30 protein-coding genes are annotated in these 21,987 nt (G+C 43.5%); 8 read left to right on the forward strand and 22 right to left on the reverse strand.

The genetic code is table 11. The features are described from left to right. Positions 1–25 precede the first annotated feature (25 nt). Positions 26–1,360 (reverse strand): putative H+/anion permease, encoded by a 1,335-nt coding sequence (gene yojA / locus BSU_19520; RefSeq protein ID NP_389833.1) that lies wholly within the window; start codon positions 1,358–1,360, stop codon positions 26–28. Between the two features lie 364 nt (positions 1,361–1,724). On the opposite strand from yojA, the gene yodA reads away from it, so the two are divergent. Continuing rightward, positions 1,725–2,114: a putative tautomerase gene (yodA, locus tag BSU_19530; RefSeq protein NP_389834.1), complete on the forward strand. Its 390-nt coding sequence runs from the start codon at positions 1,725–1,727 to the stop codon at positions 2,112–2,114. A gap of 406 nt (positions 2,115–2,520) precedes the next feature. On the opposite strand, the gene arxR is transcribed toward yodA, so the two are convergent. Beyond that, positions 2,521–2,859 carry a transcriptional repressor gene (arxR, locus tag BSU_19540; protein ID NP_389835.1) on the reverse strand — a complete coding sequence of 113 codons (339 nt, stop codon included), beginning with the start codon at positions 2,857–2,859 and terminating at the stop codon, positions 2,521–2,523. Between the two features lie 129 nt (positions 2,860–2,988). Here arxR and noxC point away from each other — a divergent pair, with 129 nt between their 5' ends. Beyond that, entirely contained in the window at positions 2,989–3,597 is a 609-nt protein-coding gene (gene noxC, locus BSU_19550; RefSeq protein ID NP_389836.1) for a water forming NADH oxidase (nitroreductase), read from the forward strand. Between the two features lie 42 nt (positions 3,598–3,639). Here noxC and yodD read toward each other — a convergent pair whose 3' ends face one another. Both yodD and yodE read right to left on the reverse strand, forming a co-directional pair. Further along, positions 3,640–4,242: a putative hydrolase gene (yodD, locus tag BSU_19560; protein NP_389837.1), complete on the reverse strand. Its 603-nt coding sequence runs from the start codon at positions 4,240–4,242 to the stop codon at positions 3,640–3,642. A gap of 15 nt (positions 4,243–4,257) precedes the next feature. Beyond that, a complete protein-coding gene (gene yodE, locus BSU_19570) occupies positions 4,258–5,169 on the reverse strand; it encodes a putative thiol-dependent lyase/dioxygenase (RefSeq protein ID NP_389838.1) in 912 nt (303 codons plus the stop codon). A gap of 183 nt (positions 5,170–5,352) precedes the next feature. Here yodE and yoyD point away from each other — a divergent pair, with 183 nt between their 5' ends. After that, entirely contained in the window at positions 5,353–5,553 is a 201-nt protein-coding gene (gene yoyD, locus BSU_19579) for a hypothetical protein (RefSeq protein ID YP_003097742.1), read from the forward strand. Then, positions 5,553–7,043 carry a putative Na+/metabolite permease gene (gene yodF / locus BSU_19580; RefSeq protein NP_389839.1) on the forward strand — a complete coding sequence of 497 codons (1,491 nt, stop codon included), beginning with the start codon at positions 5,553–5,555 and terminating at the stop codon, positions 7,041–7,043. The genes yoyD and yodF overlap by 1 nt, the downstream gene beginning before the upstream one ends. Before the next feature lie 34 nt (positions 7,044–7,077). Here the strand turns inward: yodF and ctpA are convergent, their stop codons facing one another. Continuing rightward, the gene (gene ctpA / locus BSU_19590; RefSeq protein ID NP_389840.1) at positions 7,078–8,478 is read right to left on the reverse strand and encodes a carboxy-terminal processing protease (Prc homolog, tail specific protease); all 1,401 of its coding nucleotides are present in this window, start codon (positions 8,476–8,478) and stop codon (positions 7,078–7,080) included. Between the two features lie 152 nt (positions 8,479–8,630). Here ctpA and yodH point away from each other — a divergent pair, with 152 nt between their 5' ends. Further along, a complete protein-coding gene (gene yodH, locus BSU_19600) occupies positions 8,631–9,332 on the forward strand; it encodes a putative S-adenosylmethionine-dependent methyltransferase (RefSeq protein NP_389841.1) in 702 nt (233 codons plus the stop codon). Between the two features lie 87 nt (positions 9,333–9,419). Then, entirely contained in the window at positions 9,420–9,671 is a 252-nt protein-coding gene (yodI, locus tag BSU_19610; RefSeq protein NP_389842.1) for a putative spore coat protein, read from the forward strand. Positions 9,672–9,741: 70 nt separating this feature from the next. Here the strand turns inward: yodI and ldcB are convergent, their stop codons facing one another. Both ldcB and deoD read right to left on the reverse strand, forming a co-directional pair. Next, positions 9,742–10,563, reverse strand: coding sequence for a D-alanyl-D-alanine carboxypeptidase lipoprotein (D-ala releasing from tetrapeptide hydrolysis) (gene ldcB, locus BSU_19620; RefSeq protein NP_389843.1), 822 nt, complete (start codon positions 10,561–10,563; stop codon positions 9,742–9,744). Positions 10,564–10,645: 82 nt separating this feature from the next. Continuing rightward, on the reverse strand, positions 10,646–11,347 hold the full coding sequence (gene deoD / locus BSU_19630; protein NP_389844.1) for a purine nucleoside phosphorylase: 702 nt from the start codon (positions 11,345–11,347) through the stop codon (positions 10,646–10,648). Between the two features lie 201 nt (positions 11,348–11,548). Between deoD and yoyE the strand changes: the two genes are divergently transcribed. Beyond that, positions 11,549–11,674, forward strand: coding sequence for a hypothetical protein (yoyE, locus tag BSU_19639; RefSeq protein ID YP_003097743.1), 126 nt, complete (start codon positions 11,549–11,551; stop codon positions 11,672–11,674). A gap of 39 nt (positions 11,675–11,713) precedes the next feature. On the opposite strand, the gene yodL is transcribed toward yoyE, so the two are convergent. The 3 genes from yodL to yozD all read right to left on the reverse strand — a co-directional run bounded on the left by yodL (position 11,714) and on the right by yozD (position 12,954). Then, a complete protein-coding gene (gene yodL / locus BSU_19640; protein NP_389845.2) occupies positions 11,714–12,028 on the reverse strand; it encodes a shape determination factor in 315 nt (104 codons plus the stop codon). 60 nt (positions 12,029–12,088) lie between these two features. Continuing rightward, complete coding sequence (gene pgpB / locus BSU_19650) at positions 12,089–12,700, reverse strand: phosphatidylglycerol phosphate (PGP) phosphatase; undecaprenyl-pyrophosphate phosphatase (promiscuous activity) (RefSeq protein ID NP_389846.1); 612 nt, start codon at positions 12,698–12,700, stop codon at positions 12,089–12,091. A gap of 77 nt (positions 12,701–12,777) precedes the next feature. Beyond that, positions 12,778–12,954 (reverse strand): hypothetical protein, encoded by a 177-nt coding sequence (yozD, locus tag BSU_19660; RefSeq protein ID NP_389847.1) that lies wholly within the window; start codon positions 12,952–12,954, stop codon positions 12,778–12,780. A gap of 118 nt (positions 12,955–13,072) precedes the next feature. Between yozD and yoyF the strand changes: the two genes are divergently transcribed. Beyond that, entirely contained in the window at positions 13,073–13,216 is a 144-nt protein-coding gene (yoyF, locus tag BSU_19669; RefSeq protein YP_003097744.1) for a hypothetical protein, read from the forward strand. On the opposite strand, the gene yodN is transcribed toward yoyF, so the two are convergent. The 12 genes from yodN to cgeE form a co-directional block, all read right to left on the reverse strand. Further along, positions 13,213–13,893 carry a hypothetical protein gene (yodN, locus tag BSU_19670; RefSeq protein ID NP_389848.1) on the reverse strand — a complete coding sequence of 227 codons (681 nt, stop codon included), beginning with the start codon at positions 13,891–13,893 and terminating at the stop codon, positions 13,213–13,215. The genes yoyF and yodN overlap by 4 nt on opposite strands. Positions 13,894–14,043: 150 nt before the next feature. After that, positions 14,044–14,268, reverse strand: coding sequence for a hypothetical protein (gene yozE / locus BSU_19680; protein ID NP_389849.1), 225 nt, complete (start codon positions 14,266–14,268; stop codon positions 14,044–14,046). Between the two features lie 86 nt (positions 14,269–14,354). Further along, positions 14,355–14,633: a hypothetical protein gene (yokU, locus tag BSU_19689; RefSeq protein YP_003097745.1), complete on the reverse strand. Its 279-nt coding sequence runs from the start codon at positions 14,631–14,633 to the stop codon at positions 14,355–14,357. Then, complete coding sequence (kamA, locus tag BSU_19690) at positions 14,630–16,045, reverse strand: lysine 2,3-aminomutase (protein NP_389850.1); 1,416 nt, start codon at positions 16,043–16,045, stop codon at positions 14,630–14,632. Before kamA ends, yokU begins: the two co-directional genes overlap by 4 nt. 28 nt (positions 16,046–16,073) lie before the next feature. Then, a complete protein-coding gene (gene kamB, locus BSU_19700) occupies positions 16,074–16,901 on the reverse strand; it encodes an epsilon-amino-beta-lysine acetyl transferase (RefSeq protein NP_389851.1) in 828 nt (275 codons plus the stop codon). Then, entirely contained in the window at positions 16,879–18,189 is a 1,311-nt protein-coding gene (gene yodQ / locus BSU_19710; protein ID NP_389852.1) for a putative deacetylase, read from the reverse strand. The genes kamB and yodQ overlap by 23 nt, the downstream gene beginning before the upstream one ends. Positions 18,190–18,197: 8 nt before the next feature. Continuing rightward, a complete protein-coding gene (gene yodR, locus BSU_19720) occupies positions 18,198–18,851 on the reverse strand; it encodes a putative acyloate-acetoacetate CoA-transferase (RefSeq protein ID NP_389853.1) in 654 nt (217 codons plus the stop codon). Beyond that, positions 18,836–19,525, reverse strand: a complete 690-nt coding sequence (gene yodS / locus BSU_19730) for a putative oxoacid CoA-transferase (protein NP_389854.1) — start codon at positions 19,523–19,525, stop codon at positions 18,836–18,838. Before yodS ends, yodR begins: the two co-directional genes overlap by 16 nt. 6 nt (positions 19,526–19,531) lie before the next feature. After that, positions 19,532–20,866: a putative aminovalerate aminotransferase gene (gene yodT / locus BSU_19740; RefSeq protein ID NP_389855.1), complete on the reverse strand. Its 1,335-nt coding sequence runs from the start codon at positions 20,864–20,866 to the stop codon at positions 19,532–19,534. Further along, positions 20,847–21,002: a hypothetical protein gene (locus BSU_19745; protein YP_009513966.1), complete on the reverse strand. Its 156-nt coding sequence runs from the start codon at positions 21,000–21,002 to the stop codon at positions 20,847–20,849. The genes yodT and BSU_19745 overlap by 20 nt, the downstream gene beginning before the upstream one ends. Beyond that, positions 20,996–21,229 carry a putative toxin of a type I toxin family (sporulation operon) gene (gene yoyG / locus BSU_19749; protein YP_003097746.2) on the reverse strand — a complete coding sequence of 78 codons (234 nt, stop codon included), beginning with the start codon at positions 21,227–21,229 and terminating at the stop codon, positions 20,996–20,998. Before yoyG ends, BSU_19745 begins: the two co-directional genes overlap by 7 nt. Next, positions 21,189–21,968 (reverse strand): protein involved in maturation of the outermost layer of the spore, encoded by a 780-nt coding sequence (gene cgeE, locus BSU_19750; RefSeq protein NP_389856.1) that lies wholly within the window; start codon positions 21,966–21,968, stop codon positions 21,189–21,191. The genes yoyG and cgeE overlap by 41 nt, the downstream gene beginning before the upstream one ends. Between the last annotated feature and the right edge of the window lie 19 nt (positions 21,969–21,987).

Below are 21,987 nucleotides of genomic sequence, written 5' to 3' on the forward strand. Positions count from 1 at the left end.
TTGGGCTACGGACTGTCTATGATTGTTACATCACAAGCCCTGCCAATAACACACAGCCGAGCCCTGTAACCGAAAGAACTGTTGTAAGCAGCGTCCAGGTTTGAAATGTTTCTTTCATGCTCAAGCCGAAAAATTCCTTTACCATCCAAAATCCTGCATCATTTACATGACACGCAATGACACTGCCGGCTCCTGTTGCAAGCACCATTAACGCAGGGTTTACACTGCCAGCCTCCATAAGCGGAGCTGCCATTCCCGCTGTGGTAAGCGCAGCCACGGTAGCAGAGCCTAGACACAGACGCAGAACCGCGGCGATGGTCCATGCAACGAATAGCGGCGACATGTTTGTTTGACGGAAAAAATCAGCGACATAATCGCCGACTCCGCCGTCAATCAGCACCTGTTTAAACGCTCCTCCCCCTCCTATGATGAGCAGCATCATCGCAATTTGCGAAATTGATTCTGAAATAGATCTGCCGATTTCCTGCATAGATATTTTACGGGCATATCCCATCGTATAGAGTGCAAGCAACAGCGAAATGAGCATTGCCGTTCCCGGAGTGCCGATAAATTCTATAATGTCTTTTCCTTTTGAATGTTCACTCAATAATAAAGAAAAAATTGTTGCCATTGCCATAAAGATAACCGGGAATAAAGACGTGACAGCACTGATCGCAAAGCCCGGTGTTTCATCCAGCTGAAATTCTTTCCTTGGTCCTAACCCCGATAGGTTTCCATGCTTTTGATACGCACCAGGAAACCGTTTCATCGCAAATTTATTAAATAAAGGCCCGGCAATCACAGTTGTCGGAACAGCGATGATGATTCCAAAAAGCAGCACCTGGCCAATATGGGCACCATATGCAACTGAGATAGCAGTTGGAGCAGGATGCGGGGGCAAAAATCCGTGAGTAACATTTAAGGCGGCGGCCATCGGGATTCCCAGATACAGAAAAGGCATTTTTAATTCTTTAGCAATCGCGTAAACAATCGGTATCAACAGAACAAGACCGACTTCAAAAAATAGGGCAATCCCGATGATAAAAGAGGCAACCACAACCGCCGCCTGTATTCGTTTCCTCCCGAATTTGTCAATCAGCGTAATGGCGATCCGGTAGCCGCCCCCAGCATCTGAGACAAGCCTCCCAAGCATCGCGCCAAGTCCAAACACTAAAGCTAAATGCCCCAGCTGCCCGCCAATTCCAGTCTCAATTGAAAGAACAATTTTATTGATATCCATTCCAAGTCCGATGGCTACTAAAAATGAAACGACAATCAGTGAGACAAAGGTATTTAATTTTACTTTAATAATGAGAAATAACAGAATCAGCACTCCGACAGCTACAATTAAAATCGGCATGGTACCCCTCCAAAAGTGTTTTATATGATTCTCGCGACAATGTTTTGGCGCTTTTCATGCCTAGATGAACAGAAAGCGCTTTCATTAATAACTAAAAACGTCTTGGTTATATGATTGTTATCTTTTGATCAACTAATATGTTCATACTAATCTCCTAATCAATGACTGTCAATCGTTTTTATGAGCTTGTCTCGATTACCTACCGCCTAACCCAATGATTTATTAGTTATATGTTGATTAACTTTTGGTTATATGTTATGTTTTTTAAAGTTGACTGCCAATCATTATATCTCTCCATTGTCTGGAAGCAAATGAGACAATATGAGAACAGACGGATAACAACTTCATAAGAGGAGGAGTACACATGCCATTATTGCGTTTTGATGTAATTGAGGGCCGTGATGAAAAATCGCTGCAATTGTTATTAGATACTGCTCACCAAGCGATGGTTGAAGCATTTGGTGTTCCGGAAAGAGACCGTTATCAAATTGTCCATCAGCATCCCGCAAACGAGCTTATAATCCAGGATGCGGGATTAGGGTTTCAGAGAACCAAGGATATGGTCATCATTAGCATGACAAGCAAAGCAAGAACCGAAAGCCAAAAGGAAAAATTGTATGCTCTGCTTGCTGAAAGGCTAGAAAAAAAATGCGAAATTTCCCCTGACGACCTCATGGTATCTATTACTGAGAATGGTGACGCAGACTGGAGTTTCGGTCTCGGTGAGGCGCAATTTTTGAATGGAAAACTATAAGATTTCGTCTCCCCACAAAAAAAAGAAGAGAGAGCTCCAAAGAAGCTCTCTCTTTTTTCATAAATGCGGAAGTCATCAGTATAGAAGCATCCAGCAATACGAAAAACCTGGATCTCCTTTTATATCCGGTTTAAATGCCAATTGGAAGCTGACTGGGTTTTGGCTGAAAATATAAAATTTTGCTGATTTGCATAATAAGATACATCATAATCCCCATTTACAATAGGTTGGATGTTATAGCTTATTGATCATTTCCTATTTTATATATCCCCTTCATATGCACATGACATTTTTGCCAATCCGGAAATATCAGTCTGACAAATATAAAAAGTCATGTAAACGGGTGTGAACCGTACTTACATGACTCACCATGGAAACAAAGGCTCTTTTTCAGGTGCCGCTTTCCTTATTTCTCTTCTTCACACACTGTGTCACCAGGCTCGCAAAATTGATCGGCCCATGCCTGCATTTCTTGAAATACAGCTTGAAGCGCTGTTCCTTTTTCAGTCAGCGTGTAGATGACTTTGACCGGCGTTTCAGGGAGAACCTGCCGTTCGACAATCTCGTTTTGTTCAAGCTCCTTCAAGCGCTCTGCCAACATTTTTTGGCTGATCATCGGTATTGTTTCCGTTATCTCTTTAAACCGTTTCGGCCCATCCATTAGCACATGGATGATCAGACCGTTCCATCGTTTTCCCAGCAATGAGAATGCGGATTCCATTTTAGGGCACATCGTATTTCCCATAAGTCTTCATCCCTTCATCTATTGATTGACATGTATTCAATGATCCATTACAATAATCTTTCAAGTTACATTTAGTAAGCTTCTAACTTTTCTATTATCATACCACGTTTATCCGAAGGAGGAAACACTATGACGAATACTCTGGATGTTTTAAAAGCACGTGCATCTGTAAAGGAATATGATACAAATGCCCCGATCTCTAAGGAGGAGCTGACTGAGCTATTAGACCTTGCCACTAAAGCGCCTTCTGCTTGGAACCTTCAGCATTGGCATTTTACAGTATTCCACAGCGATGAATCAAAAGCGGAGCTTCTTCCTGTAGCGTATAATCAAAAACAAATCGTTGAGTCTTCTGCTGTTGTTGCCATTTTAGGCGATTTAAAGGCAAATGAAAACGGTGAAGAAGTTTATGCTGAATTAGCAAGCCAAGGCTATATTACGGATGAAATCAAACAAACATTGCTCGGCCAAATCAACGGTGCTTACCAAAGCGAGCAATTCGCACGTGATTCCGCTTTCTTAAATGCTTCTTTAGCTGCTATGCAGCTTATGATTGCCGCAAAAGCAAAAGGTTATGACACTTGCGCAATCGGCGGATTTAACAAAGAGCAGTTCCAAAAGCAATTTGATATCAGTGAGCGCTATGTTCCGGTTATGCTTATTTCAATCGGCAAAGCAGTGAAGCCTGCGCATCAAAGCAACCGTCTGCCGCTTTCAAAAGTATCAACTTGGCTGTAAGGATATGAAAAACCTTAGTCCGAAATCCGGACTAAGGTTTTTTTATACAATCGCCTCTTTGTACCATTCACGAGCCTGTTCAGCTTCATGCTGAGTCAGCTGATGGCCCCCGTCCTGCCAGTAAACGGAGGCTGATGCCCCGCTGTCACGCAAATAGCGGTAAAGCTCTTCTGATTCTTCCTTCGTGCAAAGAGGATCGTATTTCCCGGCACCGATAAAAACAGGGAGCCCCGCCATATCAGGCAGCTCGATACCCCGAATCGGAACCATTGGATGATGCAGAATAGCCCCTTTTAACACATCTTTATAATGAAAAAGCAGGCTTGCCGCAATGTTTGCGCCGTTTGAATAACCGACTGCAATCACTCGGCCGCGATTAAACTGATGCGTTTCTGCAGCCTCGTCGATAAAATCTTTCAATTCTCTTGTCCGCACCACAAGATCCTTTTCATCAAAAACTCCTTCACTCAGACGTTTGAAAAATCGCGGCATTCCATTTTCAAGCACCGATCCTCTGACACCAAGCAAATGGGCATCAGGGTCTATAAACCGCCCCAATGAAAGCAGATCGTGTTCATTACCACCCGTGCCATGCAACAGCAAAAGTACGTTGTCAGATGTTCCTTTCTCATAAATATGCTTCATTATAAATTCCCCCTTTTAAAGTTCAGGTAAAATGTCTGTAATTTGTTGTCTATGTTTCTCCAGCCATTCAGGCAGTTTTAAGGAAGTCCCTAGCTCAGCAAACGTTTCATCTGTCATAAAGCCCGGTTCATCTGTGGCAATTTCAAATAAGATACCGCCTTTCTCCCTAAAATAAACTGATGTAAAGTATTCCCTGTCGAGAATTTCTGACGAAGGCAGATGGTTTTCAGCAATAATCGGCAGCCATTTCGCCTGTTCCTTTTTCTTAGTCCGAAACGCTACATGGTGTACCGTACCATATCCTCCGACTCCTCTTTTTTCAGGATGTAAATGGACATCAATGACACCGCCGACCGCCGCTGAAGATGCCAGTCTGACAATCTGGTCTTCTTCGGCCACTTTGGTGTATCCAAAGCTTTCCGTTAACAATTGTATGGTCGCCTGCGGGTCGTAGGAATATAGCAGCACACCTTTCATTCCCGTAATTGCTTCATTTGTTGTGATCCCGTCAGGCGTCCACTCGCTTTTGCCGCTTTTCGCATCCTCCATGATCGCCAGCGGAAGGTCTTCTGTATCATCAAAAATAAGACCTTTTTCACCAAACAACGTTTTTTCCTCTAGGCTCAGCCCGCTTTTCTCAAGACGTTCCTTCCAAAAAGACAGGGAGCCTGAGGGAACTGAAAAGTACACCCGGCCCGCTTGGCCTTTTCCTACCGTTCCCTGTCCGCTTCCTTGGAACGGAAAAAAGGTCATTATTGTACCGGGATCTCCGTTTTGATTCCCAAAGTAAAAATGATACGTTCCGGGATCATCAAAGTTTACTGTTTTTTTAACGAGCCTGAGCCCAAGCACTTCTGTATAAAATCGCAAGTTTTCTTGCGGATCTCTGGCGAATGCTGTGACATGGTGCAATCCTTCTGTTTTCATTTTCTCACTCCTATTTATCTCGATTTCAAGATATTTATTATTTTAAACCTTTATTGAAAAGGATGCAAACCATGTGTTTTGATTAAATAATTGAAAAAATCATTTTTTTCTAATAATTATCTTGTGATCTTTTCTTACAACTGCTATTATAGTGAGCATTATCATGTTTCAGGAGGAAAGTAAATGGTTAAAAAAGCACTTATTGTTATTCTCATTCTTTTGCCATTCGTTCAGCTCGCGCTTTTGCCGCTTGTGAATCGAATAGAACCGATTATGTTCGGCCTGCCGTTTTTCCACTTTTGGCTGCTGCTGTGGATTATTGTTACGCCGTTATGCTCGTTTGGCATTTATCAGATGCAAAAAAAAGATGGAGGACTTGAATAATGCAAGGGAATCTGACTGCACTTCTCATTACTGCTATTATTGTTTTAACCGTTGTCTGTATCGGCTTTCTCGCCGGAAGAGACAAATCCTCACGTACTTCTGTGGAAGAATGGTCTGTCGGCGGCAGACGCTTCGGCGGTCTTCTCGTCTGGTTTTTAGTAGGCGCTGACCTTTATACGGCCTATACTTTCTTAGGGTTGACCAGTACTGCTTTTACAGGCGGAAGTGTTGCATTTTTCGCCATTCCTTATTCTGTGTTGGCCTACTTTATCGCCTACTTCTTCTTGCCAAAACTTTGGAAAGTTGCGAAAATTCATAAATTAACAACACTCGCGGATTATGCCCGGGAACGTTTTAACAGTAAGCTTTTGGCAAGCCTCGTTGCCATCGTTGGGGTACTCATGCTTATTCCGTACATATGCCTTCAGCTGAGCGGCATTCAAGACACGCTTCAGGTTGCCGGCACTGGCTATATTAACGTAAAATTCGTTGTGATCATTTCATTTATTCTTGTTGCTCTTTACACATTCTTCAGCGGGATTAAAGGGCCCACATATACAGCCATCATTAAGGACATTTTAGTATGGGTCATTATGCTGTTTATGGTGGTGTCCCTCCCTCTCATTCATTTTAACGGCTGGACGCCAATGATTGACACGTTAGTGAAGGAAGCGCCGCAAATGCTGACGATACCGTCAGAAGGGCCAAAAGGCATTCCTTGGTTTATCACAGCATCTATTGTTTCCGCTCTGGCACTTTTTATGTGGGCACATGCCGCTACAGGTGTTTTCACGGCGAAAAGCGCTGATGCAGTAAGAAAAAACAGCATGTTTTTGCCGCTTTATAATATCGTGTTAATTTTGGTTATTTTTCTTGGCTTTATCGCCTTTCTTGTTCTGCCGGAAGATACAAATCCAAGGCTGGCGCTGCTGCATTTGATTCAAACATCTTACGGCGGCGTGGCACAAGGCTTTGCATATGCCACTATCGCTCTTGCTTCATTAATACCTTGTTCCATTATGGCAATCGGCGCATCGAATTTATTCGCCAACAACCTATACCGGGATTTGATTCATCCGAATGTGTCGCAAAGCAAGCTGACTCTTGTCACACGTTCAATGGTGTTTGTTGTCATCGGTCTTGCGCTGCTGTTTGGAATGCTGTTCCCGACTGCCTTAGTGACACTTCAGCTATTAGGTGTATCCGGTATGGTGCAAATCTTCCCTGCGATTGCTGTCAGCCTGTTCTGGAAAAACCAAACGAAAGAAGCAACGGTTATCGGATTATTAGCCGGCCTAGCGGTAACGTTTATTGTGTATATCACTCAATCCGCACATGGCATTTATGAAGGATTCTGGGGATTGGCCGCCAACATGATCGCTGTGGTCATCCTGAATCCGCTGTTCGTTAAAAACGCGGGATCCAATCCTGTCATTGAAGGTTTATTTGGCAAAAAACAAGACGCTAATCCAAATCAAAAGGGCGCATAAAAAAACCATACGCGGCAGCCGCGTATGGTTTTTTTTACATTTCTTTTTTCAGTGTTTCAATTGCCTTTTCCATTTGCGTATCATTATCAGACAGCTTCTTTTGAAGTTCTATCATTAATTTCGTTGTTGTATCGCCAGTCAGTATGCCTGTTTCATTCAGCTTCTCTTTTTTCTGGAACTGTTTGACGACAGATACAAAATCCTGGTCATACATACTGTTAACCTTTACCTTGTAACCAAGTGCTTTGAGCATTTTCTGAGCCACTTTGACGTTTGTGCCTGTATCACCTGATTTGTACGTTTTATCTGCGTCCAAATACGGCAGCTTCGCGTAATCAGGCAGCTCTGCTTTCACTTGAGGCTTGATGCCTTTTTTGTGAATCCATTCGCCATCAGCAGTCAGCCATTTGGCAACTGTCAGTTTGACGGTAGAGCCATCATCATATTCTTTTGCCGTTTGTACTGTACCTTTGCCGAATGTCGTCTCGCCGATTAACGGTACGTTTGACGATTCATGAAGGGCAGCGGCCATAATTTCGGCTGCGCTTGCTGTACCGTCATTTACTAAAACGACGGTCGGCTTGGTCACTTTCCGTTCTTTTTCGGCCTTCATGACTTCTTTTGAACCGTTTTTGTATTCAACCTGCATGATGTTTTTCCCTTTATCAATGAACAGGTTGCTCATCGTAATCGCCTGTTCCATTAAGCCGCCCGGGTTGCCTCTCAAGTCTAAAATATAGCCTTTGGCGCCTTTTTTCTCTAAACTGTCAATCGCATCTGTCAGCTCTTTAGCTGTTGTTTCAGAGAAAGAAGTGATTTGAATTTCTCCGATGTTGTTGTCTTTCATCTCTGAATAGACAGTCTCTACAGGAATGGTATCGCGCTTAATGGAAAGATCGATATTCCCCACTCCCGCTCTGTTCAGTTCAAGCTTCACCTTTGTGCCCTTTTTGCCTCGGATTAAAGCGACGGCTTCATTTACATTCATGCCTTTTACGCTTTTTCCATTTACCTTAATGATTTGGTCCCTCGGTTTGATACCGGCTTTTTCAGCAGGTGAACCTTTAATTGGGGATACAATAAGGATTTCTCCGTCTTTCTCCTCTACTTGGGCTCCGATTCCTTCAAAAGATGCTGAAATCGTCTCGTCGAATGATTTCGCTTGCTCTTGATCCATATATGTAGAATACGGATCATCCAGTGATTGAATCATTCCTTTAATTGCTCCGTCTACTAATTTGTCATCATCTGTTTTTTGGTAATAATCACTTTTGATTTGCTCATACGCTTTATTTAATTTGTCGAACTTGCTGTCTCCTGTGCTTGCTGATTTTTGGCCCAGGATACTGGAATTGCCCGTAATAAATAAAGTAAGCGCCGAAGCGACAACTGCAGTGATCAGCACAATAAAAAACAGTTTTAATTGCCGTTTCAATTAAACACCACCTTTTTCTTCTTACATTATTATCATGGACGAATTCTTATTCGTCAACTCGGAGCAGAAATGAAAGAGAAACGCCCTTCTTTTGCTTTTCATAAACCTATGTCTTTATACGACATATGATAAGGAAAAAGGAGGATTCGATATTGAGCCGATATTTAGAAATGCTGTCCTTATTCGGTGTCGCAGGGGCGCACCCAGGCGGGCTGGCTTTTTCAAAAGCGGTCTTGCAAAAGGCTGCACCCTCTCCGGATCAGCCGATTCTTGATGCCGGATGCGGAACAGGGCAAACGGCGGCTTATTTAGGACATTTGCTGTATCCTGTAACAGTCGTTGATAAAGATCCTATTATGCTTGAGAAAGCGAAAAAAAGATTTGCGAATGAAGGGCTTGCCATCCCTGCATATCAGGCGGAGCTGGAACATCTCCCGTTTTCTTCTGAGTCCTTTTCCTGCGTCCTGTCAGAATCGGTCCTCAGTTTTTCACGCCTGACATCCTCTCTTCAAGAAATTTCAAGAGTTTTAAAACCCAGCGGGATGCTGATTGGTATCGAAGCTGCTTTAAAAAAACCAATGCCCCCTGCAGAAAAGAAGCAAATGATGGATTTTTACGGATTTACTTGCTTACATGAAGAAAGCGAATGGCATAAACTCCTAAGATCCTATGGCTTTCAAAAAACAGAAGCGATGTCACTTCTTCCGGAAGACATGGAATTTGAACCAACCACAGAAATGGATTTATCGCAAACGATTGATCCCATCTATTACGATACGCTTCAAACACATTATCAGCTCATGCAGTTATATAGTGAGTACATGGGTCATTGTATTTTTATCGCGTACAAGTAAAACGGCGTATCGCCCCCTGTTTTCGTCCAACCTTTTTTTCCTATCTATCATATGCTGATAGAAAGTCAGGATAGGAGGGGAACAATATTGGAGAGATATTATCATCTTTGCAAAAACCATCAAGGTAAAGTCGTCAGAATTACAGAGAGAGGCGGGAGAGTTCACGTCGGCAGAATTACCCGTGTAACAAGAGACAGAGTTTTTATAGCTCCGGTCGGCGGAGGGCCAAGAGGTTTCGGTTACGGATATTGGGGCGGTTATTGGGGATATGGAGCGGCTTACGGGATTTCCCTCGGTTTAATTGCAGGAGTGGCTCTGGCTGGTTTATTCTTCTGGTAAGCATAGAACAAATGCTAGATTCACCAGACACAATGAAGCCCGCTTATCTAGTGTAAGCGGGCTTTTCATTTTAAATTTTCTTCACTTTTTCAAAGTACTCTTCAAGCGTTAAATCATTATCTTGGATGACCTTTGCGGCTTTTTTGCCTACATAGCGCAGATGCCATGGCTCATATTCATATTTCGTGATATCTTCTTTATTTTTCGGATAGCGAATAATAAAGCCATATTTATAAGCATTGTCCTGCACCCATTTCCCGTCTGCCGTGCTTCCGAACGCTTCATTTAGCTCAAAGCCATTGCTCCGGCTCGAAATGTCCATCGCAAGGCCTGTTTGATGCTCGCTTTCACCCGGGTAAGCGACCGCTTCCTTTGCCTTCCTTTCCCCTTTTAGGCTTACTTCATTGTCAAAAATGACTTTCTGTCTGTCATACGAACGGTACCCTGAGACAGCTGCCAGTTCATAGCCTTCCTTTTTGGCAGCATCGAACATTGTTTTTAATGCGTCGGCCGCTTCTTTTCTGATGTAACGTTTTTGAATCTTTTCTTCAAAAGAAAACTCTACATCAGGTATGACAAGATCGCTAGGTTCATAGTTTCCGGGCAGTGCATATTGTTTATTGACAAGCGCGAGTATATTTTCTGGATTTTGAATGGTTTCCAGACCATCGACTTTTTTAATATCATTGAAATACTGGCTTTCCAATGAAAACTCACTGTTTTGAGTGTTTGATTTTTTGCTGTCAGCTGTTTTTTGTTCTGTTTGCTTTGTTTCTGCTGTGGTTTTCGTATCCTTTTGAGCATCTCCGTTCGACATGCTGCAGCCGGCTCCGACTATTGCCGTTACACTCAGAGCGGCAGCCAGTGAGAACCATTTACCGGACTTTTTCATATTACATTACCTTCCTTTTATCAATCGTTTCCGCATGCATAAAGAAGAGGCTGCCGGCACCCAGCACGCCTCTTGATATATTTTATTGTGATACGGAATGTAAAGCCACTTCTATCATATCATGAAATGTCGTTTGACGCTCTTCCGCTGTCGTTTCTTCTCCTGTTAATACGTGATCACTCACGGTGAGAATTGACAGGGCTTTTCTTCCGTGCTTCGCTGCTAATGTATACAATGCAGTTGTTTCCATTTCAACGCCAAGCACACCGTATTTTGCAAGTTTTTCAATTTGCGAATCGTCATTGTAGAACTGGTCAGCTGTAAATACGCTTCCTACAGTCACCGGCACACCTTTATCCTTTGCGGCATCATAGGCATTTTTTAAAAGCTCGAAATCTGCGCAAGGCGCAAAATCAACGCTTCCGAAAGCAACTCTGTTCATTTGTGAATCAGTTGAGGAGGTCATCGCCAAAATGACGTCTCGCACTTTGACATCTTTACGAATAGCGCCGCAGGAACCGACTCTTATTAGATTTTGCACATCGTAGCTTTGAATTAATTCATTCACATAAATTGAAATAGACGGAACTCCCATTCCCGTGCCTTGTACTGAGATTTTTTTACCTTTATATGTACCCGTAAATCCATACATGCCTCTGACTTCATTGTAGCATTCTACATTTTCAAGATACGTTTCTGCAATAAATTTTGCTCTGAGAGGATCTCCCGGCAAAAGCACAGTATCCGCAATTTGTCCTTTTTCAGCACCTATATGTACACTCATCTCATATCCTCCTGTAAATCTAAATTATCATCCAGCCCGTCCATTTTACAACGAATGTCATGATGAAACAAACTTCAGCATTGATTATAAAGGAATATATCGAAAAAAGAAATGTTCGAGGATCTGTTAGGCACTTCCTCAGAAAAACGGATAATCGGGGTGTTAATTTGAAAACCTAACCGCAGGAAGGAGGGGTGGGACATGGGTAAAAAACATCGTAACCGGATCACCGGCCAAAAAAAGAACAATCATATACCTGAAAAAGATATCATTGCAGCTGAAGAAGCACACGGGAAAGAATATTCCGCTGCCAAACGCAAGCCTTAAAACTGCAGAAAACTGCGGGTTTCCGCAGTTTTCTTTTCATTATGTCGTTTGTACAATCAGACGATTGATTTTCCTCCAGCCGGCGGGAAGCAGTTGATAATATGTTTTCCCTTTTCTGCCTTCATCAATCAGGATCACGTCCCCTGTGGCCATGAATCTTGCATCATAATCACTCGGAACAGTGTCGAATACATTAAACAAAGAGAATGCTCTTTTCAGCACGTCTTGATGATCGCTCCCGTTCAGTTCAGTTCGATAGACGGCTCTGTAGCCCTTTTTTTCGCCAAACCGGGGTGTCTGAAATATTGTCACGTCATAGGAACAAGACTTCTTTTTAAACACGGATAACATCATCAAGATCCCCTCCCTTTTATTTCTTTAACATATTGGCGTTTTTGCTGTGTTTTCCTCTCTCTATTTTTGTCGAAACCGCTTAATCTTTTCGTCAAAACCTTTTACTAGGAAAAACAGAAGCAAGCCGAGGCTAAAGCCTCCTAACACGTCTGTCACAAAATGAACCCCCAGATACACTCTGCTTATGCCGACTAAAACAGCAATTACACCGGCTATGATATATACCATTTTTTTATGCTTAGACAAAAACGGGAGATGTTTCACTAAAAAGTAAGCAATAACAGGATAGACACAAGCAGCATTCATGGAATGGCCGCTCGGAAAACTGAAGGATGATTCATGAACCAGCGGTGCAAAATCAGGCCTCACTCTTTCGATCCATTCTTTTAAGACTTTGTTTAACAGCCGATCTGTGCCGAATACTAAGAGCATCAACAGGCCGTCCCATGTTTTTCTGTAGAAAAACATGCCTGCTCCAATGATGACAATTAGAGGGAGCAGAAAAGAAGAAGCACCAAGATGCGTGATCCCCGTCATGACTTCATTAAGCCATGGCTGACGGATCAAAACAGCTGCCTTGCTTATTGCTTCATCTGCAGATTGAACAGCATTTGTATGAATGGCCGCAGCTAGAATTAAAAAGAAAAGAAACAAACTAACGGGCTTGTACAATTTTAACCACCTCAATTTTCACAGAAGTCATAGAACATGAATAATAAAACCGGAGCTGACCGCTCCGGTTTTAAGCCTCACTCATCTTCATCCAGCTCTTCATCTATCATACATTTTTCTATCAAATAATCAAAGGTAATATCAGCGATTTCAAACAGCTCATCCTCACTCGGTATGTAGCCCCGTCTTGCAAGCTCTCTGTAAAAAAATTCAGCGATTTCTTCCGTATCAATCACAAGATCTATTTCTTTCATCTCCGTACCGCCTCCTTTTTTATGTTTTATGAAAAAACAGGCTGAATTATACCCGGTGTTCTAAACAATTCTTTCAGTCATATATTGAATAAAAAACGAGCCATGGGAGGCTGACGCTATGATTGCTAAAATGATGGAAGCACTGGACGGAGAAAGATTTGATATCATAATGGAAAAAACGCTCAAAGGAATGACGCGTGTGATGATTTGGGGCTGTCTGCCATATTTTTTATATGTCTTGATCCGTATGTTCACAAATTAACTGAAATGCTCTTTTAAACTTTCCAAAACAAACATCATCATGTCTTTATATTCTTCATCCTGAAACATTTCGTACAGAATTTTGTAGTCATTATAAATATCCAGAAGCTCATCAACAATTGACACAGCAAGGATGTGAAGGGTATCTTGATCTTCATCACCGCCTTCAAACTGAAGAAGAGCAGACGATGCGATATCTTCGCCGATCTCATGGCCAGTTTCTCCGACATAATGGACAAACAACAGCTGATGCACAAACTGGTCCATTTCATATTTTCTAAGCACCAGCGTGAGATCCTCTTCCTCCGTTTCAAGCCACTCTCCATCCTTTAAACGGGTCAGCTCATAAATGATATCTTCCCAGCCATCTTCTAAATATCTCCAAATTTCTGTTCTATGGCCGATAATGCGAAAGAGTTCTTTTCCATAATCTTTAACATAAACAACGTCCCCAATAAGGAATTCATACTCAATATCAAGCTTCTCCATGTCGACAATGACACCCTCATAATCTTTATAAAGCTGAATAGATGATTCAAAGTATAAAACTTCGTTATGATTGACTTCATAAAGATAGTGTTTATCAATTTGGTGTACTTTTGTGATGGTGCCGACTGTTCCATACATAATGACGACTACGATATCCCCTACTTGGAATTTCGGTTTATTTTGCTTCATGGTGTCTCCCCCTCGCCGCAACATTTCTCATACGCTATCGTATGCCGGGTGAAGCCAATTCGCATGGGCATGAAAACCAAAGGAAATATCCAATTATGGTATGGGTATGGACATAAAAAAATCCGCAGTGATCTGCGGATGAAACAGCTATTATCTGCCGTGCACTTCAGACTCGTATTGATCCCAAGCTTCATCAAACGTCGCCATCGTGTGAAGGTAATCAGCATTCAGCTCCAAATATGAACTGATTTCATGATAATCGGTTGATGTTTTTGGAAAGCTGTGATCCTCATACGCCTGATTGGCAAATTCACTGATGCTGTCCTTCGGCTTAGGGTGTCTGTATTTCAATAAATAGTGATAAAAGGATTTCATGGGTTTCCCCTCCTGATGTCTGTCTTTTGTTGTTCTATTATACAGTTCAAGTGTAAAATTACAACAAAAGAATACTGAAACATGACTCAGGAGAAGTCAAAATAGTTGCGTTTCAAAATTCTTTCTGTCTCCATGAGCTGCTGATATGTCAGGCTTTCAGGCAGTTTTTTTGTTTGAATTAAAAGCAGCTGATCCTCAATCTCTTTAACCGTGTTTTCCTCTTGATAGGTCATACCGCAGGAAGAACATACCATGGCAGGGGTGTCTGTCAGTTCTATAGCCCTCGTTCCATCAGGGAGCTCCCAGTACACCGTGTTCCTGCCGGGCACCGCTTCGAGCTCGCCGCACCATTCGCATGTTTTCATGAAGAATCCCCTCCGCATTCAGTCTCTTTCTGTTTTTTCTGCTGCGCCAAAAATTTCTTTTCTTTGAGCTGATCTCTTTTCTCACGCCGATCTTTTAATGTTTCATGCTCCGGATTTGCGATGTATGCCTCTCTCCTTTTGATTCTGTCTACATTTTCAGGTGTAAACGAAACTTCTTTGTCAGCAAAAATGGCACTCAGCCCGATCGGCTCCTTTTTGTCAGCGGTTTCAGGGAAAACGGACTCAAAATAGGCGTCTGCCTGATTGGGGATATAATTCTCTGGTTCCGGATATGACGTAATCACACCTTCAAAATTTCTTAAGATCACTTTGTCAGGACTTTGTGACAGGACATAGTTTGGCTGCAGGGCGATTTTACCTCCTCCGCCTGGTGCGTCAACGACAAAGGTAGGAACCGCATAGCCTGAGGTATGACCTCTCAGCCCTTCAATGATCTCCAAACCTTTGGAAACAGGAGCTCTGAAATGCCCTATTCCTTCTGACAGATCACATTGGTAAATATAATAAGGACGGACTCTGATTTTTACCAAGTCATGCATGAGCTTTTTCATAATTGGAACCGAATCATTAATACCTGCTAATACGACAGCCTGATTTCCGACCGGCACTCCCGCGTTCACCAGCTTTTCACATGCCTCAACGGATTCTTCTGTCATTTCGATGCTTGTGTTAAAATGGGTGTTCAGCCAGACCGGATGATATTTTTTCAATATCTCGCACAGATGATCGGTAATGCGCTGCGGAAAGACGACGGGAGCTCTTGTTCCGATTCTGATGACTTCCAGATGCGGAATGCTGCGCAGCTCTTTTAAAATATATTCTAAAATTTGGTCGTTGATGAGCAGCCCATCACCGCCTGAAATTAAACAATCGCGGATTTCGGGTGTTTCCCGGATATAAGCAATTGCAGCATCAAGCTGTTTTTTGGGGACGCCCATTCCGATTTGTCCGGAAAAGCGCCTTCTTGTGCAGTAGCGGCAGTACATGGAACATTGATTCGTGACAAGAAACAGCACACGGTCGGGATAGCGGTGTGTCAGACCGGGTACCGGTGAATCTTCATCCTCATGAAGCGGGTCTTCCAGATCGTATTTTGTTTTGTGCATTTCTTCAGAAAGCGGCACAGACTGCATGCGTACCGGGCATCTCGGATTGTCGGGGTCCATTAAAGAAGCATAGTAAGGTGTAATATTTAAGGGGATCGTTTTGGTAGAAATTCTGACGCCTTCCTCTTCATCCTCGGTCAGATTAATGACTTTCTTTAAATCATCTAACGTTCTTACAGTGTGTGTCAGCTGCCAAAGCCAATCGTTCCATTTCTCTTCCGGAACGTCCTTCCATAACTCGATCTCCTTCCAATGCCGTTTCGGTTTATACCATTTGTTTTTCAAACGAACTCCTCCTCGCGCATATTTTGACTTACAGTTGCTTGCACCAAATATTCATGTTTTCAAGGCCTTCGGCTATAAAGCAATTATTGATCAGCCTTCCGCCATACTGATAACCTGAATGGTACAACACAGCATTCATCCCAAAAGACGAAGCACGGGCGAGAGAAAACACATGAACGATATCCTCTCCAGCCATTTCTTTTTCTAACGCCTCGATTAAAAAGCTTGTTAACGAATGGCCGCGATATTCCGGCAGCACAGCGCAATCGGTTATTTCTGCATGCCCAAGCTCTGGATTGATTTCTGCGCTTGCTGCGCTGATCAGGCGGTCATGATCAAGCATGATATAATACACCGTATTTGCATTCATCGTCTTTTCAATATAAGCGGGGTCAAATACCGGGGTTGGGTACGTGCGGAATACTTTTTTATACAGCATCGATAGCTGGTACATGTCGTTTGTTTCTGCTTTTCTCATCGTAAAAACGGGTGTACTGTCGTTGCGAAGACGGGGCGCTGTGCGATATATGGCTTCGATGATCTCCTGTTCCTCTGTATAAGAATCTGTTTGTCTCCGGCTTTCTGAAAGGTAACGTACCATGACACAAGCCGAATGGCCGAGATAATAGCCCTTTAGATAGCCCTCCGGCGCAAATAATTGTTTGGCAAGGATCGGCTCATCATGCTGCTTCGCATAGACAATGATTTTTTCTGCATTCTCTTCTTTTGCCGCTGCCACGATATCCGGCAGGGCCTTCTCAATGGCTCCGTCATAACGAACCACTCTGATTCGTTTATTAAAGCCGTCATGGTCCAAAACTGCTGTGACACCGCTACTCTTTATTGACTTGAGCATCCGCATCCTCCCCATCTGTATGAAGGCCGCACCAATCCATGACAAAAAGTGCAATAATTTTAGCAGATTCTATCATGGCTTCAACCTCAATGTATTCATTGGCCTGATGAGCCGTTTTTGTTTCCCCCGGCCCGAAAACGATCACTGGTGTATCTCCTGCATGGTACAAAAGCCCTCCATCCGTTCCCCACGGGGAAGCCTCAATAATCGGCTCTGTCTGTTTCATTTTTTGATAGGCTGATTGCAGCACAGAAATTAAAGGGTGATCATCAGGTAAATCATTCGGCAGCCATTGAGCGCCAAACCATTCGACTTGTACGGGATGGCGTTTAAACCATTCGTCATGGTATTCTAAATCCTTCAGCCAGTTTTCCAATTCAAGTTTTACAGCTTCTGGTTTCTCATGGGGAGCAATTCCGCATCTCCCTTCTATGACGACACGGTCTGCAACTGAAGATGGCCAGGCACCGCCTGAGATGGTGCCGATATTCACCGGTACCGGTATTGGGATATTGTCATACAGCGGATCTGAAATTCTCGCATTGCGGACTTTCTCCAGCTCTTGTATCGCTGTGATAACGTGCATGCTTTTTTCAATCGCGCTTACCCCTTCATAGCGTGTGCCCCCATGTGCGGATAATCCCTTCACAGTGATCCGAAACCACATCGAACCCTGCTGCTTAATAAATAGTTTCATATTCGTCGGTTCAGGAATCAGCGCCCCGTCAGCACGATAGCCTCTCATGATGGCGGAAAGTGTACCGGCGCCGCCGCACTCTTCATCTACAACACTCTGAAACAATACATCTCCCTTCAGTTTGACATCGCAGGCGTGCAGGGCTTCTAAAGCAAAAAGAAGGGCTGTATTGCCTCCCTTCATATCCGTTGAGCCGCGGCCGTATATTTTACCGTTTTCTTCGACAGCTTGATACGGTTCATACTTCCAATCCTTTACGCTTCCTTCAGGCACAACATCGATATGGCCGTTCAAAATCAGGGACCTGCCTCCGCCGGCTCCCGTTTTTTTAGCCACGATATTCGGGCTCTCATGAAAATCGGATCGGTTAGATTTAAAGTAGGGATGCTGTTTTAATTGCTTTATGCTTGGCTCCCATACATCAATGTCCATATGAAATTGCCGCAGCTTTTCAAGCACAACAGCTTGGGCGTTAAACTCTGACCCCAATGTGCTTTTTTCCCCAATCAGCCTTTTGAGAAGACGAATGGCTTTGGCCGAATGCTGATCAAGCCACTCGATTACTTTTCTTTCAATGTCTTGCATCCTCATTCCCCCTCTTAAGAAAAAGGCATATCTATTTTGATTTCAGCTTCTGTCAGCCTCGTCACCTCATCGATTGTCGAGCCATTCATCAGCTCTTTTAAAATGAAGTGATGGCTATCGACCTCAAGAACCGCTTTTTCGGTAATAATCAAATCTACACAGCCTGCAGCAGTTAATGGCAGCGTACATCTTTCTGTTAATTTAGGCCTTCCCTTTTGATCTGTATGACTCATGACGACAACCACTTTTTTCGCTTTTTGGGCAAGCTCCATCGCCCCGCCCATACCAGGCACCTTTTTTCCCGGAACAAGCCAATTTGCCAAATCTCCTGATTGGCTCACCTGCAGGGCGCCTAAAATCGTAATGTCAATTTTGCCTTTTCTGATCATCGCAAAAGACATGGTTGTATCAAAATAAGAAGCCCCTTTTACAGCGCGGACAGGATATCCCGCGGCGTTGCATAAATGCGCATCCTCTTCTCCCTTTTCGGGACTTTCTCCAATGCCAAGGACACCGTTTTCCGCTTGAAACATGACCTGCATGTCAGGCTTCAAAAAGTTCGGTACCAAGGAAGGGATACCGATACCGAGATTCACAATCATGCCCTGCTTAATTTCAGTAGCAGCGCGTTTTGCAATCTGTTCTCTTTCTGCTACTCCCAAGCCCATTTCCACTTCACTCCCTCGCTTCGTACAACCCCCTCAACAAAAACCCCCGGTGTGACAATCATTTCTTCAGAAATCTCCCCCATCGGAACGATACGCTCAGCTTCGGCAAAGGTTCTCCTGGCGGCCATTGCCATAAGCGGGTTCATATTGCGCGCGGTTTTGTCATACGTTAGATTGCCGAATTCATCTGCAATGTAAGCATTGATGAAAGCAAAATCAGCAGTCAGCGCCTCTTCAATCAAGTATCGTTTTCCCGCCACTGTTACGATGTCCTTTTTTTCGCAAACCATTTGATTATCAATGCCCACGTCGGTTAAAATACCGCCAAGCCCCGCTCCGCCGGCGCGAATCCGTTCCGCAAGCGTTCCCTGAGGTGAAAATTGAACCTCTAACGTCCCCTCTGTCATCTGTTTTCCGGCTACTGGATTGGAACCGATATGCGAGGCGATCAGGGTTTTGACCCGTTGATTAACAATAAGCGGGCCGATTCCGATATCCGGGAAACCGGCGTCATTGCAAATCACAGTCAAATCCGTTACACCGCTGTCCAATATCGCTTCAATCAATGAAGGAGGCGACCCGACTCCCCCAAAACCGCCAAACATCAGAACCGATCCATCCCGAACATCTGCAATTGCTGTGTCAATGCTGATTGCTTTTTGAAATGGCGCCATTTAATGTCAATCCTTTTTTAAGTTTTTTTCGACCGCTGCAACTGTTTCTGAAAAAATAGAGATAAGCTCTTCCATTTCACCGTCTGAAATAGTAAAAGGAGGAGCAATAATGACAGCATCTCCTTCTCCACTGTCTATTCCAGCTTTGGAAGGATAAACAATCAGCCCGCGTTTTTTCGCCTCGCTGACAATAAGCTGGGTTATCGCCTGCTCTGGCGGAAACACTTTCTTCGTTTTTTGGTCTGCCACAAATTCAATGCCTAATAGCAGTCCTTTTCCGCGCACCTCACCTATAATGCCGCTTTGAGATGCCGCCTCATCAAGCTTCTTCTTCAGCACAGCGCCCTTTTTTTCTGATTGTTTGATCAAGCCGTGCTTTAACACATATCGCAAAACTTCAAGAGCAGCTTTGGCTGAATAGGGATGTGCACTATATGTGTGACCGCTCATAATCACACCTGACCCTTGTTTTATGGTTTCAATAATAGAATCAGATACGACGGCAGCAGCAATAGGTGCATACCCCGCACCGAGTCCCTTCCCCAGTACAGCAATATCAGGTACGGTATCCCAATGCTCTGTCGCGAGCATCCTTCCTGTTCTCCCAAGCCCCGTCATCACTTCATCTGCAATAAAAAGCACATCGTGTGTGCGGCATACCTCACTTAATCTCTCATAATATCCCGGAGGCGGAGTAATCGCTGCTCCTGCAGCACCAATAATAGGCTCAGCCACAAAGCCGGCGATGAATTGGCTTCCGATTCTTTTAATCATGGTGTCCAGTTCATCAGCTGCAGTCTGAACAAAGTCTTCTTCCGTCTCGTGATTCAGCCGATAAATATGTGGAGCTGAGATAGCTGGATACCGCTCAATGAGATGGGTGAACCGGTATCTCCTTTCATAAAAACCAGACAATGAAAGCGCTCCCAAAGTTATTCCGTGGTAACTGCTCCATCGAGACAAAAAGATGGATTTTTGTGTTTGCTTTTTTTCCTGCCAATACTGAATGGCGATTTTCATAGCTGTTTCTATCGCTTCTGATCCGCTGTTGACAAAAAAAGACCAATTCACATCTCCGGGCAGCTCCTGTGCCAAGAGAGCGGCTAATTGCTCGGCGGGCTCACTCGTAAACTGTGAGCGGTAAGCAAAAGACACCTGATCAAGCTGTTCTTTCAGCTTCTCAGTCACATCACGAACTCCGTGGCCGATATTACATGTCACCGCACCTGACGAGCCGTCGAGATATTTTTTTCCGGTCTGATCATAAACATATGAACCCTTCGCATAACTGACAACCGGATAGGCCGAGCTAAGCTCTGGCTTAATCAAATAACTGCTCATGCTCCCACCTCAAAACCCCTTTTACCATATTGTATGAGTGTCCAAATGGCGGCATGACGTTCCCCGCAAAAACTTTTTCACATAAAAAGAGCCTTCCTAATAAGGAAGGCTCTTTTGAAATTTCAGCATCTAGCAAATAAAAGCGGCTCCAACAATAATTAATAAAATGAACAAGACAACAATTAACACAAATGTATTTGTCCCGCAGCCAAATCCGTAACCGTACCCAGAGTATCCATACATGCTGTTTTCATCCTTTCTTATCACGATATACGACATTTTATGCGGGCCAAGTCCCAAATGGTTTGTGCAAACGCCTATTTCATGTAAGGAAATAATGAAATACAGTATGCACCCGCTCATATTTTTTAAACGTCAGCTTTTCGTAAAACTGAGTTGCACCGTCAGTGCTTGCAGCCACTAAGTAGGCTGCTTCCATTCCTAGTGATTTGGCGATGGACAGCATTTCTTTCACTAAGATACTGCCGTAGCCCTTCCTTTGAAACTGATCTAAAATTGCCACTTCTTCGATTTTAGCCGTTTTCTCTTGATGATCGATAAACAGCTCGCCGCACCCAATGGGAACTTTCTGTGCCTGGTCGCTGTAACAAACAACAAGAATGATTATATCTGCTTCATAGAAAGGATATTTTCTTTTTAATTTTTGTTCAGCGATTGCTTCTCCAATATAAATGGAATCGTAAATTTTCATAATAGAAGATCCGTCGCTAAGACTTTTTGCCGTCCCCCATGCGGTTAAAGGATGTCCCATCTGCCCCTTCCAGTCACTAAGCTTCATGTCATATAGTAGCTCATCCTCGACGACAAAACCGCTTTTTACAAGTGACTGCTTCAAACCGAGCGGAAAAACATGCTGCGGCGACGCTTTTAAATGGAGATAATTCGCATCAAGCAGCTTTGGTACGGAGGGTAAAAAGTTAAGTAACCGCTCCAATGGAAACGTATCATGGAGCTGAACAAAGTTATGAGAAAAAATTTGCGGAAGCTGCGGATCTCTGTATACGCTGTAATGATCAAACGATGCCGATTCAGACGTTAACAATATATATTGATGTTCCGTTTTTGAATAATGTCCTGTCATGAACGTCTCCTTTTTATGA

The organism is Bacillus subtilis subsp. subtilis str. 168 (assembly GCF_000009045.1).
Classification (GTDB): Bacteria; Bacillota; Bacilli; order Bacillales; family Bacillaceae; genus Bacillus; species Bacillus subtilis.